Raw genomic sequence first — 17979 nt, 5'->3', positions numbered from 1 at the left:
TATATATATTGGGTGCTTAAATAACTCTTAAGTTGGGTATAATTAAAAAATTTTGTCAAGGATTTTTTTGTGAATAAGAGAATTTTTATTTTAGTAATCCCCTTTTTACTCTTTTTGCAGGCATGCTCAAACCAACCTTACCTTAAACAAGATGCTGCTCTGATCGTCTTTAAAACCCCTACATTCAGGTATGCAGATATGGGATTTGTGTATGAGAATCAGGATAAAGTCAAAGTAGAGATCTATGGAAATGGACAAGCTGTTATGTCATTAAGTATTTCACAAAACAGTGTCTGTATGAGCCTTTTGGAATGTATGAGTAAAGAACGTTTTAACCAAAAAGTATTAAGCAGTGCATATCCTGCAGGGATATTGGATGCTATTTTTAGAGGGAAACCTCTCTTTGGCAGTAAAAATTTGCAAAAAAATCGTAACGGCTTTACACAAACGATTGCAAAAGCAGGCAAATATAACATACATTATACTGTTTTAAAGGGTGAGACTGTTTTTCGTGATACAATCAATACAATACTTATAAAAATCAAGAAGCAATGAGGGAAATATGAAGTTTGTAGGAGCACATGTCAGTGCAAGCGGTGGTGTAGACAATGCGCCACTTAATGCTATGGCCATAGGAGCAAAGGCTTTTGCTTTTTTTACTAAAAATCAAAGACAGTGGGTTGCTAAACCTTTAGAGCAAAAAACCATTGATGCGTTCAAAGCCAACCTCGAAAAGAGCGGTATTCAACCAAAACACGTCCTTCCTCATGACTCATATCTCATCAATCTTGGACATCCTGAAATAGAAAAGCTTGAAAAGTCCAGAGAAGCATTTATAGATGAGTTAAGTCGGTGCGAACAGCTGGGGCTTGAAAAACTCAATTTTCATCCCGGCTCTCATCTTGTAAAGATCTCAAAAAAGGATCCTGACTATGCAGATCAACTGATGGAAGCAGAATTGCACTGTCTTGATGTGATTGCAGAATCCATGAATCTTGCTATTGCATCAACGGAAAATTCCAATGTGAACCTGGTTATTGAAAATACAGCGGGACAAGGTTCAAACTTGGGATACAAGTTTGAACATCTTGCATATATTATTGATAGAATAGAAGATAAAAGTCGTGTAGGTGTCTGCATTGATACCTGTCATATGTTCACTGCCGGATATGATATACGCACCAAAGAAGCATATGATAAAACGTGGGAAAGTTTTGATCGTATCGTAGGTAGAGAATTTCTTATGGGGATGCACATTAATGATTCCAAGCCGAAACTTGGCTCAAGGGTTGACAGGCATGCCTCTTTAGGTCAGGGGGAAATAGGCTGGGATGCTTTCAGATTCATTATGAATGACTCGCGTATGGATGATATACCCCTTGTCTTGGAAACAATTGACGAGTCGATCTGGGCAGAGGAGATCAAAGCATTGTATGCATTGATTAAAGTGTAAAACTTATATATGGAGGAAGTAAGTATGGGAAAATTGTTAAATGGTATTGTAGGACTTTCAGTATTTTTTATAATTGGATGTGGAGATCTGCATCAGCCAACCAATGACACCGTCGTTGGTGGAAAGATCGTTGTTGATCTGGATGGTGCAAGTATCAAGAAATCACTTTTGGATGCGAAAGTACCGGGAGTAGATGAAAATACAACGATCTATGGACAAAAAGCGTACAAGATAGCGTATACTACAACAGATGAAGAGGGTAATGAAGTAGAGGCATCGGGTTATATGGTTGTACCAAAAGGGTTGCCTGAAGCATTGGTAGCAGCAAAAGGCTACTCTATGGTGAGTGATGATCATGGAACGATTTTTGCAAACAATGATGCACCTACAGTGTTACCACAATTGACCAATATGCCCGCAGGTGCTTCTATTATATTGACTTCTATGGCAGGTTTTGTAACACTTCAGCCGGATTATATCGGATTCGGTGATTCTAATGCACACTACCATCCTTTTGTGTTGAAAAAATCTTTGGCAAATGCTACAGTGGATTTTATTAGAGCAGCTAAAGATTTTGCTCTGGAAAATGATATTCATTTAAACGGGCAGCTGTTTATTACGGGATATAGTGAAGGTGGTTATGCAGCAATGGCTACTTTACAAAAGATAGAGCAGGAGGGGCTTTTGGCTGAATTGCCTGTGACTATGGCTGCACCGATGGCTGGTCCGTATGATTTAAACAGCACGGCTTTTGGCGTATTGAGTCAACCAGCATTAAGTGTACCTTCATTTATGGCAGATGTAGGGTATGCCTATGCAAAAGCGTATGATAAAGCACTCTCTTCTATCATCAATGAACCCTATGCTTCCAAATTGCCGACACTGTTTAACGGTTCCATTGATCGTACGCTGATCGACCCGGAACTTACAAATAAAACAACAGGAGCAGATGGTCTCTTCAATCCTCAATTTGTAGGGGATTTTTTCCAAAATCCTCATAATTGGTTCAGAGAAGCTGTGGTGCAGAACAGTGTGCATGCCTGGGCACCGCAAACTACAGTAAGGTTGTTACATTGTAAAAGTGATGATGTGATCCCTTATGGTATTTCACAAATAACAGAAGGGACGATGAAGCACCTTGGCGCCAAAGATGTTGCTTTGTTGCCTATAGAAGATACCTTGGGTATGACAGGGGCACAGATAGGACATGCTGCCTGTGGTCAGCTGGGATATGGTTTGGCAAGTCACATCTTTTCAGATGTAAGAAAAGCAACGATCGGATATTAGGAGGAAGGTCATGAAAAAAATAGTAAATATAACGTTATTAAGTGTTGCCGCAAGCAGTTTGTTAATGGCGGGAGCATACAAGATCCCTGAGCAGTCACTTAATGGCATGGCTTTGGGTGCTGCTTATGTAGCACATACATCCGGTGCAGATACAGCGTATTATAATCCGGCAGCCATGGCATTTATGGAAGATAAACAGTATATTGAAGGTGGGATTACGTTAGCACACCTTTTTTCCAATAAATATAATCTGATCACTCCTTACTCCGGGGCATCCAATGTTGAGAATATTGCTATTCCCAATTTGCATTATGTGGCAAACCCTATAGGAGATTTCAGGTGGGGTATGAGTTTGGTTGCTCCTGCAGGACTTACCAAGAAATGGGACAGTGCATTTCAAAAACTTTTTGCAGAGGAGTTTACGTTAAAAAATCTTGAACTCAATCCTGTTGTTTCCTATAAAGTGAATGATCAGTTTTCAGTAGGTGCAGGATTACGTTTTATCTATAGTGAAGGTGTAGTCAACAGTGATGGAGCAGATGCCGGAGCACCGATAAAAAGAGAGATGGAAGGGGATACCTTTGAATTCGGATACAATGTAGCGTTACTCTATAAGCCTGCTTCCGACATCAATGTTGCCGTAACCTACAGGTCAAATGTTGATCTGAAAGAAGAGGGGCAGGCAAATCTTTATTTTGGCGGAGTAGGGCAACAGTATAAGGCAAATGTGACTATTCCGATCCCTGCAGCACTCAATATTGCGATCAGTAAAACATGGCAGGATAAATTTACTTTGGAATTCAATTATGAAAGAACCTACTGGTCAAGCTATAAAGCGTTGGATTTCAATTATGACCGTCCAATACTGAATCCGATCTTGGATAGTGCTTTTAATGCACCGTTGGATAGAAGTTGGAAAGACACCAATACTTTCAGACTTGGTGCAACCATAAAAATGGATAATAAGTTGACTATGATGATGGGATTTGCACTTGATGAGACACCGGTGCCGGAAAGAACAATAGGATTTGAACTTCCTGACAGCGATGCAAAGATATTTTCCATGGGATTCCGTTATCAGCAGACAGAGAATCTATCCTGGGGTGCAGCATTCCTGTATGACAGCAAGGAAGCACGCAGCATTACAAGAGGTGTGGCAGAAAATCAAGTTATAGCCAATGGTGGTAATTTTGAAGAGGGTGGAGCATTCTTAACAACCATAGGGTTATCATACGAGTTTTAAAATGGAGTATACATTCAATAATTTTTATGAACTTATAAGCTTTCATGCCAAGAAACGTAAAAAGAAAACAGCACTTTTTGTAGATGATGAAAAGATCACCTATCGTGAGATACTTCAAACAGTAGATAGGTTAGCAGGTTTTTTGACTGAAAAAGGGGTAAAGGAGGGTGACAGGGTCGCACTCTTTTTACGCAATTCTCCAGAGTTTATCTATATGATATTTGCTGTGTCCAAACTGGGTGCGATCCTTGTACCTGTCAATACTTTTTTAAAAGAAGAAGAGCTTAGTTATATTCTTGAAGACAGTGGAAGCTCTGTATTGGTAGCTTCTTCAATACATGATAAGGTAGTTAACAATTCAAGGGCAAGTCAACTTTGTGACTTTATTTTATGGGAAGGGGAAGAGGCTGCTGTTGGTGAGAAGCATTTACATTTTAATAAAGCATTACAGTCACAAAACAGTACTCCTGCTGTAAAAAGAGGACTTGAAGATACAGCAGTGATCGTATATACCTCAGGAACGACAGGAAAACCCAAAGGGGCAATGCTAAGCAACAGGAATATCCTCTCCAATGCAGATTCTGGACGAAGAACCATTAATGTAAAGGCAAAAGACAGAGCCATCGTCTTTTTACCTATGTTCCATTCTTTTACCTTCTCCATAGGGGTGATGTTACCACTATATGTTGGTGGAAGTATTGTAATCATCAAATCGCTTAAACCGTTTTCAAATATTTTCAAACAGGTACTGAAAAAACGGGTTACGGTCTTTTTCGGTATACCGGATGTTTATAATGCTCTGGCAAAAGCAAAACTGCCGTGGTATTTCATGTGGTTCAACCGTATTCGTGCATTCATTTCAGGAGCTGCTCCGTTACAGCCTAAAACACTTGATGCCATGGCAAATAAGTTTAAAAGAGCCACATTGCTTGAAGGATATGGTTTGAGTGAAGCTAGCCCGGCAGTATGTATGAATACCTTTAAAAAACAAAAAGTGGGATCTGTCGGAACGGCACTCTATGGTTATGCAATGAAGATTGTGGATGAAAATCTTGAAGAGCTTCCAAGAGGTGCTATAGGTGATATTATTGTCAAAGGTGATAATGTGATGCAGGGCTACCTTGGCCGTCCTGAAGCGACAGATGAGACGATCGTCAATGAATGGCTTCTTACCGGTGATATGGGATATATGGATGATGAAGGATTTCTCTTTATTGTGGATAGAAAAAAAGATCTCATCATTTCAAAAGGGATCAATATCTATCCCCGTGAGATAGAAGAAGTGATCGATACTTTTGATGGTATTGCTGCTTCGGCGGTCATCGGTATTGCAGATGAGAAGAGTGGAGAAGTACCAATTGTTTATGTTGAACTTGAAGATAATGTTGATCACTGTGATGAGACAGCGTTAAAAAAACATATGAGAGAACATCTGGCAAATTATAAGATACCTAAACATATTCACGTAATTGGTGAACTTCCAAAGAATGCAACAGGCAAAGTACTCAAACGGGTATTAAAAGAAAAACTTAGAAGTGAAGCAACATCTTAAAGGGTGACCTATGAAATGCATCACGAATGCCAAATTGATCCTTAACGATACGATCATAGAAGGGAAGGATATTCTTTTTAATGAACAGATCATTGAAATATCGGATAGTATAGACCATGACAAGATTGAGGTGATTGATGCCAAAGGCAGTTACGTCAGTGCAGGGTTTATAGATCTGCATATTCATGGAAGTGGCGGATCAGATGTGATGGATGCAACGTATGAAAGTCTGGAAAACATTTCACAAACTATCCTGCAAACGGGAACAACCTCTTTTTTGGCAACTACTATGACAATGTCTCCTTTAAAGATTGACAATGCTTTACAAAATATTCAAAACAGTATTTCCAGAGTCAATGGAGCACATATTCTGGGGATTCATTTGGAGGGACCTTTTATCAATGCTTCCAAACATGGTGCACAGGATAAAAAGTATATTCAACCTCCAAATATATCATTGATAGAAAAATATATAAATGAGATTAAAATGATCACTTTGGCTCCTGAAATAGAGGGGAATGAAGCGTTTGTAAAGCAGTTGTCAAAAAATTATCCTCATATAATACTGAGTATAGGACACTCAGAGGCAAGTTACAAAGAGACAAAAAAGAGTTTTGAATGGGGTGTATCACATGCTACACATCTGTTCAATGCGATGAGCCCTTATCATCACAGGAAACCTGGTATTGTTGGGGCAGTATTTGACAGTGATGTGACCTGTGATATTATTGCAGATCTGGTACATACCCATGCCAGTGTACTGGATCTTGTTTATCGTATGAAAAAAGAGAAGCTTGTATTGATTACAGATGCTATGCGTGCAGGTTGTATGAAATGCGGTAGCTATGATCTTGGTGGACAGAAAGTATTGGTTTCAGAGGGGAAAGCAATACTTGAAGATGGTACGCTCGCAGGTTCTGTTCTTAAAATGAATGAAGCTTTAAAAAATATGTTACAACATACTTCTATATCATTGGTTGAAGTAATGAATAGTGTCACAAAAATACCGGCACAAAAGTTAGGTGTCAAAAAAGGTGAACTGAAAGTTGGATATGATGCTGATATAGTGATCTTTGATGAAGATTTCAGTATCATATCAACCATAGTTTCAGGTAAGAGGAGATACGAATGTTCGGATTTTTAAAAAGAAAAGTACGGGAGATAAAAGCGCCGGTTGATGGTGAAGTGATTGCTTTAGAGCGTGTGGATGATGAGGTTTTCTCACAAAAACTTGTAGGAGACGGTGTTGCTATAAAGCCGCTATCTAATGTGTTTACTGCACCTATTAGCGGAAAAGTCAGTAAGATATTCTCTACAAATCATGCCTATAGTATCAAAAGTGATAAAGACCTGGAAGTAATGGTACATATAGGTTTGGATACAGTAGCATTGAACGGGGCAGGGTTTGAACGTCTGGTGAAAGAGGGAGAACAAGTTGCCTGTGGTGATGCGATCATAAAAGTGGATATGGAGGCTCTAAAAAAGGCAAAAGATACGATCACACCGGTGATCATCTCAGACAGCAGTGATGTAAAGCAGATAGAAAAAAAATTCAAGATCGTTAAAAGCGGTGATGTGATCATGGAGGTAAAATGATGCCACAAAATGACAATATATACTATTATATCGTGTATGCAATCATATTAGTTGTATTCTTCATTGTACTAAAAGCACCTAAAAAAAAGAAGTAGACAGACATAGGTAACACTTTGTTAATGGTTCCTATGTATACTAAATATATGATGAAAATACTATTACTTGAAGACGACCAGATACTGTGTGATTCTCTTAAAGAATTTTTAGAACTTGAGGGTTATTGTGTAGATGTAGCACATCGGGGTCCTGATGTTTTTGATCTGACATTTAAAAAAAGCTATGATCTTTATATTTTAGATGTCAATGTTCCGGAAATTAATGGTTTTGATGTACTCTCTTCTCTCAAAGAGGCAGGGGATGAAACGCCGGCTATCTATATTACTGCACTGACAGATATAAACTCCATTTCAAAAGGATTTGAATTAGGAGCAGAGGATTATGTCAAGAAACCTTTTGATCCGGAGGAACTTGTGATACGCATCAAAAGTAAATACCAACAGGAAGATACACTTCTTTACTACAAAGATATATGTTACAATCCTATTACAAAAGTATTGCAAAAAGAGTCACAGACTATCGGTTTGGGTGAAGTACAGCAAAATATTTTTCATGCATTGATGGTACAGCAAAATAAGATTGTTGACAGTTATACACTTATGGACTTTCTAGAGCAGCCCAGTGCAAATGCTTTAAGGGTCAATCTTGCAAAACTGAAAAATAAATTGGGTATAGAGATAAAAAATATCAGAGGGCAAGGGTATATGATTGAAAACATATGAGTTAGAATCACTTCTTAAAAGTTTTTTGATTTTCTTAATTCTTTTGGAAGTACTGCTAGCAATTAATTTTTGGCATGAATTTCAAGAAAAAAAGGCTGAAATAAAAGAGAAAATACAAATAGAAATGAAGCTCTGTGCCTATACCTTACAATGTGAAGGACTAAAAACAGACTTTGTGGAAAAAGCTGAAGATAAAGAGGAGAATATTCTTTATCAGAACAGTAAAGACTTTTACAGTTACTTTAAAGTTCCTACAGTTAAGAAATTTCTTATGGAAGTGACGTATCCTAAAACAAGTTATCTCCCAAGAGTTGAAAACCTTAAAGAGGAGATATACAGTAAGTTTCTCTTCTACTCCCTTTTTGCAGCACTTGTCTCTTTCTTGTTTGCTCTGTATGCCATTATGCCTCTTCGAAAGGCACTTCGTCTCAATGAAGAATTTGTAAAAGATATTCTACATGATTTCAATACGCCTATCAGCTCTATGCGTATCAATTTAAAGCTGTTTAAAAGAGAAATAGGTGACAATCAAAAGATCCAAAGACTTGAAAACAATATTGAAACGATATTGTCATTACAAGACAATCTTCAGATATTTTTAAAAGGAATTCCCACGCAGTCAGAAGCTTTTAATTTGAAAGAGTTGGTAGAAAACCGTGTTAATTATTTTAGGATACTCTATCCGGATGTTGACTATAAAATATCTTTAGACAAAATAATACTGCAAACCAACAAAGATGCACTGACGCGCATCTTGGACAATCTCTTGAGTAATGCAGGCAAATACAATATTTCCAACGGTCATGTATTCATTACAATGGAAGGAGAGAAACTTTCTATTCGAGATACAGGAAAAGGGATCAAAAATCCTTCAAAAGTATTTAACAGATACTACAAAGAACAGGATAGAGGCATTGGAATAGGATTACATATTGTTAAAAAGCTGTGTGATGAACTGCATATACCTCTAAAAATAAAAAGTAAAGAAACCAAAGGTACAACAATCATATTAAATCTTACAAAGATCATTGAATAACTACTTTTTATTCTCCTGAACTTCTTTCATGAGTCGCATGATCCTTGTTTTGTATCTTGGATCTTTATTCTTTTTATAGGCAGCGATCAGCTCTTCAAGAGAACCGTCCTGTAAAAGTTTTTCTTCTTTGAGTATGTCGCGTCTTTTTTGTAATGCATTATACTGATTATAGGTAAGGTCATTCCTCGCCTCACCATTGGAAAGATAACTGTTCAGTTCGCCATAGGAGGCATTTCCTAAGTAGTAATAATAGGGTTTCGTTATTTTCTTAGGTTTTTCTATAACTACTTCAACTACTTTAATTTCCTCTTTTGGAGGAGTTTCTGCACCCTTCTTCTTGATGACCTTCTTTGTTTCTTCTTTTTTCTCTTTTGCTGTATCTTTTTTTATTTTTTTTGCAATGCTTTTTGCAGAAGGCAATTGCAGCTTGGTTGCTATGATCTGCAGCTGCTCTAACTGTTTTTGTGTTTTTGCGCGTTTCTCATAACGGTTAAAATAGGCAGATATCAATGGCTTGGGTAGTTTTACCCGAATAGATCTTATCTCTTTTGCATTATAGGTGCGAATTGCTTTTTTATACATATTTTGAAGCCGGCGGTAATCTTTTACTTCTATGCGGAGTGTTTTAATACCTTTATATCGTCGTAAAGCCACATGAGGGATACAGGCTATGTGAGTACATGAAGTTGGGAGATAATGTTTGTGTCTTAACTTTCTTGCAATATGACGATATCTTGTCCTTCGTGTTGTATTGAAAACAATAGCTCTTTTTTTAGGATGGTAAAGACTGTAGAGTATGTATTGGTTCCTGCGATGGACAAGGATGGAAAGATCTTTCTCTTTTTTATTATAAAAATAAAGATACTTTTTACCATTTTTAATAGGTTTTAGGTTGCTTCTTGTAAGGTAGGCTCTATAGTGTTTAACATAAGGAGAGTATTTGACAACTTGTGACTTATCTACTTCATTAAGGGCTAAAATACTATTTAAAGAGCAACCATTCAGTAAAAAAAAGAATAATAGCAACAGAATTTTTTGCATACAGTATGAGCCTTTTTATGTTTTGTTAAATCTGTATATGAGTATAGCAATTATTTATTAATATATCAAGGTAAGAGAATGCATAATTCATAAGTTAACATTATGGTAATGATCATAAATTATAATTCAAATTCATTTCAAATAGATAGGAGAAATAAAAATGAAACACATTAACATAATATTAGGTAGCTTATTTATACTATTATTCACTACACATATATATGCAAGTATAGAAGCAGAACAGTTTTGTTTTAAAGACAATACAGTAAAGGGTAAAGAGACCGTTGAATCAAATCTTGTTACGCTTCACGGATTAAAGAAAGATGAAAGATTACAGTTAAAAGGTATGGGCGGCTATATGCTCAACGGTGTCTATATGGGCAGAGAAGAGAGTAAAGTAAAAAACGGAGATCAGGTACGGCTCATTCATGACTCTATTGATGAGGATGGGGCAAAAGTAAGTACAGTCCTTATGGTAGGGAATACCTATGATGTCTTTACAACAGTTACAGATAAAGGCGGGTTGTCTAAAAGTAAGTATACAATAGATAATTCACCTTGTCATCGATAAAGCCAGGAGATGTCTTAAAGAGGATTTTTTAGAGTCTCCTTGATACCTTCTGCAATTTTTTCAGCTTTGGCACCAAGTACGATCTGAATGGTATTTTTGTCCGGACGGATCACTCCTTTGGCTCCCAAACTGGTAAAATCGGATTCTTTCAAATGATCATTCTGCTTCACATGCATACGCAGTCTGGTAATACAGGCATCGGTATCAAGAATATTCTTTTTACCGCCAAGCGCTTCTATAAAAGCCAATATTTCATCTGAAGGATCAGAAGCCGTTGTGTCTTCCTGTAGTTCAGTTTCGAGTATTTTGAGTTTGAATATTTTGATGGTGTAGTAACTCAGGAAAAAATAGAGCAGTGAAAAAACAGCCCCAAGGGGTAAAATAAGTAGTGGATTCGTGGCTAATTTATAGTTGATGATATAGTCAATAAATCCTGCAGAAAATCCAAAACCGGCATGTATATTCAACATTTGTGCAGCTGCCAGTGCTAATCCTGTAAGTACAGCATGCAGTGCAAAGAGCAGTGGTGCAACAAATAAAAAGAGAAATTCCAACGGTTCGGTGATACCGGTCAAAAACGAAGTAAAGGCTACTCCCAGCAAAATGGCACCGGCTTTTTTACGATAGTTTTTGGGTGTATTGAGGTAGATGGCATATGCCATGGCAGGAAGACCGAACATCATGACTACATAGAAACCTGACATATAGACTCCCGCAGTTTTATCTCCGGCAAAGAAACGGTGCAGGTCACCGTTCGCCACGACTTCCACACCATCTTTGATATGGGTATATTCACCCAGTTGGAACCAAAATACTGAGTTCAGTATATGATGCAGTCCAAGGGGAATAAGCAGACGATTGAGGGTACCGTAGATAAATGTTCCTACTTCACCCAGTCCTATGATCATATTGGAAAAAGCATCAATGGCGCCTTGTGCATAGTGCCAGAAATAGCCTGCCAGTACGCCTACAAGAATGGCAGAAAGGGCAGTGACAATAGGTACAAATCTTTTCCCTCCAAAAAAGCCTAAAAATTCAGGTAGTTTAATAGCATGAAAGCGATTATAAAGCAATCCTGCAAGTACCCCGATAATAATACCCACAAATACACCCATATTGACATTTTTGTCAATACCGGTGTAAACAGCTTTTGCAATGAGTACACCGATCGCTCCGCTTAAAGCGGCTGCTCCATCATTGTTCTTGGCAAGTCCGTAAGCGATGCCGATACCAAAGAGCAAGTCAAGATTTGAAAATATGGCATCCCCTGCACTCTTCATGATGAGTGCCACCTCTCCATCAAAAATGTCTCCAAATCCTAGACGAAGCAATAGTGCGGCAACTGGTAGTACAGCAATAGGGGTCATAAGTGCTTTACCGATCTTTTGTAGCAGGTTAAACATGATTTCGTATCTCCTCTTTTGTTTGGGCTATCTGTTTGGGTGAAACGCTGAGTGTGGTGATCCCAAGATCCAAAAGTTGGGGGATCGCATTACTTTTTCCTGCCAACTCTCCGCAGATACTGACTGGTTTATCCGCTTTTTTGACAATGGTTTCAATGGCATCAAACAGTACAGAGGAGTTTTCCTCTATATAAAGTGTAGGGTGTGTTCTCTCTATGGCAAAAAGATACTGGGCAAGATCATTTGTACCGATGGAGTAAAAATCTACTATTTCATTGAACGCGTCCAACAAAAAGAGTACGGAGGGTACCTCTATCATAATGCCAAATTGAATATGCTCAATGTTGAGTTGATATTTTTGTGCGACTTTTTTGGCAAATGTTTTTGCTTCATTGAATTCTTTGACTGTACTAACCATGGGGAACATGACCTTTAGGAACCTGTTGTTTGAAGCTTTAAAAATAGCATGGAGTTGTTCCTCCATGATCTGCGGATGGGTTTGGAAAAGGCGTATACCGCGTATACCCAAAAAGGGATTATTCTCTTTGGGCAGGTCAATGTAAGGTAGTGCTTTGTCTCCTCCTACATCGAGTGTACGTACGGTGATTTCATCAAAATGAGAAAAGATCTTCTCATAGGCATCTGTCTGTTCTTCTAAGGTAGGCTTTTCTTCTTTAAAAAGAAATTCTGTTCGTAGAAGCCCTATGCCCTCTGCACCTTCTTCTTTTGCTAAGGTAGCGGAGTTGACATCCGTAACATTGGCTAAGACTTTGATCTTTTTTCTGCTTTGGGTTATGACCGGATCAAAACGTTTACTTGAGGCATTCCGTGTTTGTTTTATATCCTCCTCTAAACGTTTGTTTGCTCTTTGAAGATCATTGTTTGTAGGTTTTGTAATGAGTACGCTGCTATGGGCATCTAAAATGATCTCTGTAGCTTCACCTATCTTGTCATGTGCTGCTATGAGTGATGGGATACCTGCCCCGCGAAGCAGGATCGCCGTATGGGAATTGACCGATGTCTCTCTAAGAACCACCCCCTGCACAGCAGTTTGTGAGAGTTTTTCTATTTGACTGGGAAGCATATCATTGGCTAAAAGTATGAATGGTGTTTTAGGAAATAATACTTTTGTCTCTAGCCCCAAGTGTTTTTGTACGCGCTGTAAAATATCATGGTAATCACTGATCTTTGCTTCAAGTTTTGTATCTAAAAGTTCTGAACAGGATTTCTCTATGAGCTTTTCCAATTCTAAGAGTGTCTTGACTTCTGTTTGAAGTGAAGCCAAAAGCTCTTTTTGTGCAAGGTAGATATCGGTATGATCTTTTTGTGTATGGTAGAGTGTTTCAAGTTCCTGCATGCTTTTTTCTATGGCTTCTGCCAATGTCATGTTTGTCTCTTTTTGGATTCTCTTCTCTTGGTAATAATATGCAGGGGAAATAGCAATTCCTTTACAAATAATCTGACCCTCTATGACAGAATCACTTTCATAGGCTATCTGCTCTTTCTGGATTTTTTTTACTTCTTTATCATCCTGCATAAGTGTTATAAATGTATGCTGAAGTACTTTCAGTGCTTCTTGTGCCTGCTTGCCTTGTGCAGTGATTTTAAAATGATTTCCTTTCTCCAAAGAGAGTGAAAGCAGGGTATTGACATTTTTGGCATCTACAGTTTTCCCTTTAAAGGAAGCTTCTATTTTGCAAGGGTATGGTTTAGCCACAGCTGCGAATTTTGCAATGGGTCTAAGATGAAACCCGTTATCGGAAGTCACTGTAAGTTCTGTAGAAACAGGTTTAGAGAAAAATAGTGAAAAGAGCCCCATGGATTATTTAATATTCCTTACGCAGCGTGCATAGCGGTCATAATATTCTGAAGCTTTACTGCTGGCACCTCTTTTGAAATTTACGCCCCAAAATGCATCGGACTCATCTGCAACAACGGTATTTGTCCAGTAAAAAGACTCTGGCTCGATATATGAGAATTCTTTAAGCAAAGCAGGTTCAGTACGTTTGTAGTCGATGATCGTTAAAAGTTCATGTATGTCAGGAAGCCGCCAATCCTCAAAATTTCCAAGCCTTAAAGTGTTACAATATTTTTCTGCTTTAGGTTTGGTTAGTTTTGCCTCTTTGACATGAGGGGTATCTTCCCACATAAGATTGGTTCGTGAGTCTTTTATCATGGTCGTTTCAGCCATAAGACCAGAGAGGGTGAATAGTAGGATAGTTAGAATTTTATGCATACTTTCTCCTTTGTAGAATAGAATTCTATTAGTAAGAGTATATCAAAGATTTGTTATACTCAAAAGAAAAAATAGTATAAATTAGGAAAATGATTGAAACACCTTATCGATTTCATAGAAGCAAAAGATGTCAGCAAAAGCTTGATCTATAAACACCTTAAATGTACCAAAGGGGAAGCACAGCTGATACAGTATGTTTGTAGCCGTTATGTAAAAGGACTTGAAGAAGTTCCCATATTGGAGATGCTACAGGAAAATTTCTCTCAAGAAGGATACACCTACCTTAAAAAGCTTGGTTTAGTGAAAAACCTGCTTGACCTTGGGTGGTTGATACAGATGAGTTTCGGACAGGTAAAAGCACATGAGACCTCGCAGCTTGAACTGCTGAGTACTTCTGTGACCCCCAGTATCTCTCTTTTGCGTCTGCTTGAAGAGGGGTCATTGGAGATATTTCTTCCTGAAGTAAAACCTTACACCGATCATTTGGAGTATTTGCAAGATCAGTTTGACATGGTGGCACTTTTACATAAAATTGCGACGTTTAAACAGGGCTTTGCAGACAATTCACTCAGTATTGGACGGCTTAAGAACAAGCTGACACTTTTGACAACACGTATTGAAGAGCGTGTGAAGATGACGGAAACACCTATTGTCGTGGAGGAGTTCTTCAAAGAAAAAGAGCTTGATGAGAAAGAAAAACGTATTTTCCTGGCATTGCTTAAAGAGGAGTACAGTGGTGGTGAGGGGCAGTTCAGAGATATGAATACCCTCATAGAGCTCATATCTTTTGATGAGTATGAGAAGATCAAGAATAGAGCGCTGCTTGAAGAAGGGGCAAAGCTTATTACTGAAGATATCATTGACTATGAGGAGATACTCAATATGTTTGGTGGAGTGAGCCGCTCTTTCTACTTGCAAGAAGAGGTGATGCAGCGGATCATCCATCCTAAAAAAAAGAAAAAAGTCACTAAACTTAAACTTGACGCACTGGTACAGGAGCAGGAACTTTTTGAGTATCTCAAACCCACAACCACTCTGGATGATGTAGTTCTGCATCCCAAGACAAGAGAGACATTGAATAATGTTGTCAAACAGGTTGACAAAGAAGTGTTTAAAAAGCTTAAAGAATGGGGGATCAAAGAGAGACGAGGTGTGGATGCACGTATTATCTTCTATGGTGCTGCAGGAACCGGGAAGACGATGACTGCTATGAGTCTGGCCAAAACATTGAAACGCCCCATTCTCTCTTTTGACTGCTCGAAAATACTCTCTATGTATGTGGGTGAGAGTGAAAAGAATGTTAGACGTATCTTTGATGACTTTAGGGAGTTGAGCAAAAAGGCAAAAGTTGATCCTATTTTACTTCTCAATGAAGCAGATCAGTTTTTAAGCAGCAGAAGTGAAGGTGCAGGAAGTTCGGCTGATAAAATGCATAACCAGATGCAAAATATTTTTTTGGAGCAGATAGAAAAATTTGAGGGGATACTCATTGCTACAACAAATTTGTTGGGTAATATTGACAAAGCTTTCTCCAGACGATTTAACTATAAAATAGAGTTTAAAAAACCGGGAAAGAAGCAGCGTCTGAGACTTTGGCAGTTCATGCTTCCTGAAAATGCAGACTATGATGAGAGTTTTGATATGAAAGAGTTGGCAAAGTTTGAACTCACAGGTGGACAGATCAGCCTGGTTATCAAGAATACTGCCTATAAGGTTGCGGTACGTGATGAGAGTGTCTTTACGCACCTGGATTTTATAGAAGAGATAGAAAAAGAGCTTGGAAGCAGCTTTGACGGCTCCAAAAGTATGGGTTTTAAAATATAGAACTTCCCTAAAGGTAATACTTAGGTAATTTCCATCCTATATGATGTTGAAAAATATTATCATATGAAGGAAGAAAAAATGAAGATCAAATACTCAACCCTACTTGCTGCAATGCTTTTACCACTTACTTATGTAAGTGCCGAAGATGTATCACTTACACCACCGAATGCAAAACCGGGTGAATGCTACGCCAGAGTTGTATTACCTGCACAGTACGAAACGGTAGAGGAGAAAGTGATCACCAAGGAGCCCTCTGAAAAGATCTCTATTGTCCCTGCGGAATTTACAGAAACAGAGGAGGAAGTAGTGGTTACTCCGGAAACGAAGAAACTTGTACCGGTTCCTGCTAAATATAAAGAGGTCAAAGAGACGATCGAAGTCAAGCCGGCGATCCGTACATGGAAAACAAGCCTTAAGAAAAAAGCATTGCCTGTAAGTCCTGAGCTTCTGGCGGCAGCAAAAGCAGCCGGTGTGGATGTAGAGCATGCACAGCCGGGTGACTGTTACAAAGAGTATTTTGTTCCAAGAAAATTCAAAACAGTTACAGAGGATGTTTTGGTAAGAAATGAACACAATGAAACCGAAGTAGTCCCTCCGGAGTTTGAAACAGTGGAAAAAACGGTTATTGTAAAACCTGCATCCAAAGAGGTAATAGAAGTACCTGCTGTCTATGAAGAGACGGAAGAACAGGTTATGGTTGAGCCGGAAAAAACAGTATGGAAAAAAGGTCAGAATCCGGCACAAAAAGTCTCTGGAGCAACAGGTGAGATCATGTGTCTAGTGAAAGTACCTGCTAAATACAAAACGATCAAAAAGCGTGTACTTAAATCTCCTGCTACAACAAAAGTGGTAGAAGTGCCGGCAAAGACTAAAGTCATTAAAGTAAAAAAACTTATTTCAGATGAACAGATTAAAACGATTCCTATGCCGGCGCTTTATGAAACTATAGAAAAAACTGTACCTGAAAACAATGCAACTTTCTCTTGGGTTTATGCTAAAGATGAGGTGGAATCAGGACTTAAATATACAGGGCATCAGATCTGTCTGACTGAGGCACCGGCAAAAACAAAAGAGATCAAGAAGATTGTACTGGATATACCGGCACATGTAGAAGAAGAGGTTGTACCGGCAGTGACAAAATCTGTAAAAGTACAGAAGCTTGTCTCAGAAGCCAAAGAAGTGAAAACACCGGTAGAAGCTGAATATAAAATGATGAAAAAACGTAAAAAAGTGGCAGATACGCATATTGAGTGGAAACGTATTCTTTGCCAGACGAATATGACAAAAGATATCATTGCGAAACTTCAATCGGCATTGAACGAAAAAGGGTATAGTGCCGGTAAAGCAGACGGTGTACTTGGACGAGGAACAAGACGAGCGCTTGACAAGTTCCAAAGAGACAGTTCTCTGGCTACAGGTGGGATTACCTATGAAACACTGAATGCACTTGGTATAACGCTTTAAATTATTATCTTTCTTCATCTATGCTGTGATGAAGAAAGAGATTATTTTACGATCTCCATTTTTACTCCCATGAATCCAATGATCCCGCCTTTAACATTTAACGGTACAAAGCCGTGCTTATTGAGAATGCGTGAAGCAGCAACGCTTCGGTTTCCGCTACGACAGTAGACAATGATCTTTTTGTTTTGATCTGCACGAAGTTTATCAAGGTTTTTCTCCAATACTGACAGAGGGATGAGTTTTGCCCCTCTTATATGCCCTTGTTTGAACTCTTCTATTGTCCTTACATCCAAAAGTGTTACATTATTGTCATTTTGTAAAAGAGATTGGGCCTGTTGGGGGGTAATGGATTCAAAATTGGCAAGTATCCAGCCCTTTGAATAGGCAAAATAGAGTACCAATCCCATCATGGCTATCCAGTAAAGTATATTTGTAAATTTTTTTTTCATGTGTACTCCAAAGTAATTTTTGTGACATTGTAGCACTTTTTTCTG

At 38.4% G+C, this 17979-nt stretch carries 17 protein-coding genes; 12 read left to right on the top strand and 5 right to left on the bottom strand.

Features of this window, described 5'->3' with window-relative positions:
* Window positions 1–69: 69 nt before the first annotated feature.
* From MVE01_RS10455 to MVE01_RS10415, 9 genes are all read left to right on the top strand, one after another.
* Entirely contained in the window at window positions 70–555 is a 486-nt protein-coding gene (locus MVE01_RS10455) for a hypothetical protein (protein WP_472562133.1), read from the top strand.
* Window positions 556–562: 7 nt separating this feature from the next.
* Entirely contained in the window at window positions 563–1453 is an 891-nt protein-coding gene (gene nfo, locus MVE01_RS10450; protein ID WP_472562132.1) for a deoxyribonuclease IV, read from the top strand.
* Window positions 1454–1477: 24 nt separating this feature from the next.
* A complete protein-coding gene (locus tag MVE01_RS10445; protein WP_472562131.1) occupies window positions 1478–2740 on the top strand; it encodes an alpha/beta hydrolase family protein in 1263 nt (420 codons plus the stop codon).
* Between the two features lie 10 nt (window positions 2741–2750).
* Window positions 2751–3983, top strand: a complete 1233-nt coding sequence (locus MVE01_RS10440) for an OmpP1/FadL family transporter (protein ID WP_472562130.1) — start codon at window positions 2751–2753, stop codon at window positions 3981–3983.
* 1 nt (window position 3984) lies between these two features.
* Window positions 3985–5535, top strand: coding sequence for a long-chain-fatty-acid--CoA ligase (locus MVE01_RS10435; RefSeq protein WP_472562129.1), 1551 nt, complete (start codon window positions 3985–3987; stop codon window positions 5533–5535).
* A gap of 10 nt (window positions 5536–5545) precedes the next feature.
* Window positions 5546–6679 (top strand): N-acetylglucosamine-6-phosphate deacetylase, encoded by a 1134-nt coding sequence (nagA, locus tag MVE01_RS10430; RefSeq protein ID WP_472562128.1) that lies wholly within the window; start codon window positions 5546–5548, stop codon window positions 6677–6679.
* Window positions 6664–7131: a PTS sugar transporter subunit IIA gene (locus tag MVE01_RS10425; protein ID WP_472562127.1), complete on the top strand. Its 468-nt coding sequence runs from the start codon at window positions 6664–6666 to the stop codon at window positions 7129–7131. Before nagA ends, MVE01_RS10425 begins: the two co-directional genes overlap by 16 nt.
* 128 nt (window positions 7132–7259) lie before the next feature.
* Window positions 7260–7910, top strand: a complete 651-nt coding sequence (locus tag MVE01_RS10420; protein WP_472562126.1) for a response regulator transcription factor — start codon at window positions 7260–7262, stop codon at window positions 7908–7910.
* Window positions 7897–8946: a sensor histidine kinase gene (locus MVE01_RS10415; protein WP_472562125.1), complete on the top strand. Its 1050-nt coding sequence runs from the start codon at window positions 7897–7899 to the stop codon at window positions 8944–8946. Before MVE01_RS10420 ends, MVE01_RS10415 begins: the two co-directional genes overlap by 14 nt.
* On the opposite strand, the gene MVE01_RS10410 is transcribed toward MVE01_RS10415, so the two are convergent.
* Complete coding sequence (locus MVE01_RS10410; RefSeq protein WP_472562124.1) at window positions 8947–9987, bottom strand: hypothetical protein; 1041 nt, start codon at window positions 9985–9987, stop codon at window positions 8947–8949. It abuts the gene before it with no gap.
* A gap of 160 nt (window positions 9988–10147) precedes the next feature.
* On the opposite strand from MVE01_RS10410, the gene MVE01_RS10405 reads away from it, so the two are divergent.
* Window positions 10148–10558, top strand: a complete 411-nt coding sequence (locus tag MVE01_RS10405) for a hypothetical protein (RefSeq protein ID WP_472562123.1) — start codon at window positions 10148–10150, stop codon at window positions 10556–10558.
* 14 nt (window positions 10559–10572) lie between these two features.
* Here MVE01_RS10405 and MVE01_RS10400 read toward each other — a convergent pair whose 3' ends face one another.
* Genes MVE01_RS10400 through MVE01_RS10390 form a run of 3 tightly spaced genes read right to left on the bottom strand, consistent with a single transcriptional unit; the run spans window position 10573 to window position 14197 of the window.
* Window positions 10573–11961, bottom strand: a complete 1389-nt coding sequence (locus MVE01_RS10400; RefSeq protein ID WP_472562122.1) for a PTS transporter subunit EIIC — start codon at window positions 11959–11961, stop codon at window positions 10573–10575.
* A complete protein-coding gene (locus tag MVE01_RS10395) occupies window positions 11954–13780 on the bottom strand; it encodes an HPr family phosphocarrier protein (RefSeq protein ID WP_472562121.1) in 1827 nt (608 codons plus the stop codon). Before MVE01_RS10395 ends, MVE01_RS10400 begins: the two co-directional genes overlap by 8 nt.
* A 3-nt stretch (window positions 13781–13783) precedes the next feature.
* On the bottom strand, window positions 13784–14197 hold the full coding sequence (locus tag MVE01_RS10390) for an Lcl C-terminal domain-containing protein (RefSeq protein WP_472562120.1): 414 nt from the start codon (window positions 14195–14197) through the stop codon (window positions 13784–13786).
* Window positions 14198–14290: 93 nt separating this feature from the next.
* On the opposite strand from MVE01_RS10390, the gene MVE01_RS10385 reads away from it, so the two are divergent.
* Together MVE01_RS10385 and MVE01_RS10380 are read left to right on the top strand one after the other, a co-directional pair.
* Window positions 14291–16021 carry an ATP-binding protein gene (locus MVE01_RS10385; protein ID WP_472562119.1) on the top strand — a complete coding sequence of 577 codons (1731 nt, stop codon included), beginning with the start codon at window positions 14291–14293 and terminating at the stop codon, window positions 16019–16021.
* 78 nt (window positions 16022–16099) lie between these two features.
* Entirely contained in the window at window positions 16100–17485 is a 1386-nt protein-coding gene (locus MVE01_RS10380; protein ID WP_472562118.1) for a peptidoglycan-binding domain-containing protein, read from the top strand.
* 41 nt (window positions 17486–17526) lie between these two features.
* Here MVE01_RS10380 and MVE01_RS10375 read toward each other — a convergent pair whose 3' ends face one another.
* Entirely contained in the window at window positions 17527–17934 is a 408-nt protein-coding gene (locus tag MVE01_RS10375) for a rhodanese-like domain-containing protein (protein ID WP_472562117.1), read from the bottom strand.
* Between the last annotated feature and the right edge of the window lie 45 nt (window positions 17935–17979).

It is taken from the genome of Sulfurovum sp., from assembly GCA_026990595.1.
In the GTDB taxonomy this organism is placed as follows: Bacteria; Campylobacterota; Campylobacteria; order Campylobacterales; family Sulfurovaceae; genus Sulfurovum.
The sequence above is the reverse complement of the archived record's forward strand: the minus strand, read 5'-3'. Positions and strand labels throughout refer to the sequence as shown.

Bases quoted from the DNA above. Each gene is read 5' to 3' on its own strand.
- MVE01_RS10440 (WP_472562130.1), top strand. From the start codon at position 2,751: ATGAAAAAAATAGTAAATATAACGTTATTAAGTGTTGCCGCAAGCAGT.
- nagA (WP_472562128.1), top strand. From the start codon at position 5,546: ATGAAATGCATCACGAATGCCAAATTGATCCTTAACGATACGATCATA.
- MVE01_RS10400 (WP_472562122.1), bottom strand. From the start codon at position 11,961: ATGTTTAACCTGCTACAAAAGATCGGTAAAGCACTTATGACCCCTATT.
- nfo (WP_472562132.1), top strand. From the start codon at position 563: ATGAAGTTTGTAGGAGCACATGTCAGTGCAAGCGGTGGTGTAGACAAT.
- MVE01_RS10375 (WP_472562117.1), bottom strand. From the start codon at position 17,934: ATGAAAAAAAAATTTACAAATATACTTTACTGGATAGCCATGATGGGA.
- MVE01_RS10410 (WP_472562124.1), bottom strand. From the start codon at position 9,987: ATGCAAAAAATTCTGTTGCTATTATTCTTTTTTTTACTGAATGGTTGC.
- MVE01_RS10405 (WP_472562123.1), top strand. From the start codon at position 10,148: ATGAAACACATTAACATAATATTAGGTAGCTTATTTATACTATTATTC.
- MVE01_RS10435 (WP_472562129.1), top strand. From the start codon at position 3,985: ATGGAGTATACATTCAATAATTTTTATGAACTTATAAGCTTTCATGCC.
- MVE01_RS10380 (WP_472562118.1), top strand. From the start codon at position 16,100: ATGAAGATCAAATACTCAACCCTACTTGCTGCAATGCTTTTACCACTT.
- MVE01_RS10390 (WP_472562120.1), bottom strand. From the start codon at position 14,197: ATGCATAAAATTCTAACTATCCTACTATTCACCCTCTCTGGTCTTATG.
- MVE01_RS10445 (WP_472562131.1), top strand. From the start codon at position 1,478: ATGGGAAAATTGTTAAATGGTATTGTAGGACTTTCAGTATTTTTTATA.
- MVE01_RS10395 (WP_472562121.1), bottom strand. From the start codon at position 13,780: ATGGGGCTCTTTTCACTATTTTTCTCTAAACCTGTTTCTACAGAACTT.
- MVE01_RS10425 (WP_472562127.1), top strand. From the start codon at position 6,664: ATGTTCGGATTTTTAAAAAGAAAAGTACGGGAGATAAAAGCGCCGGTT.
- MVE01_RS10420 (WP_472562126.1), top strand. From the start codon at position 7,260: ATGTATACTAAATATATGATGAAAATACTATTACTTGAAGACGACCAG.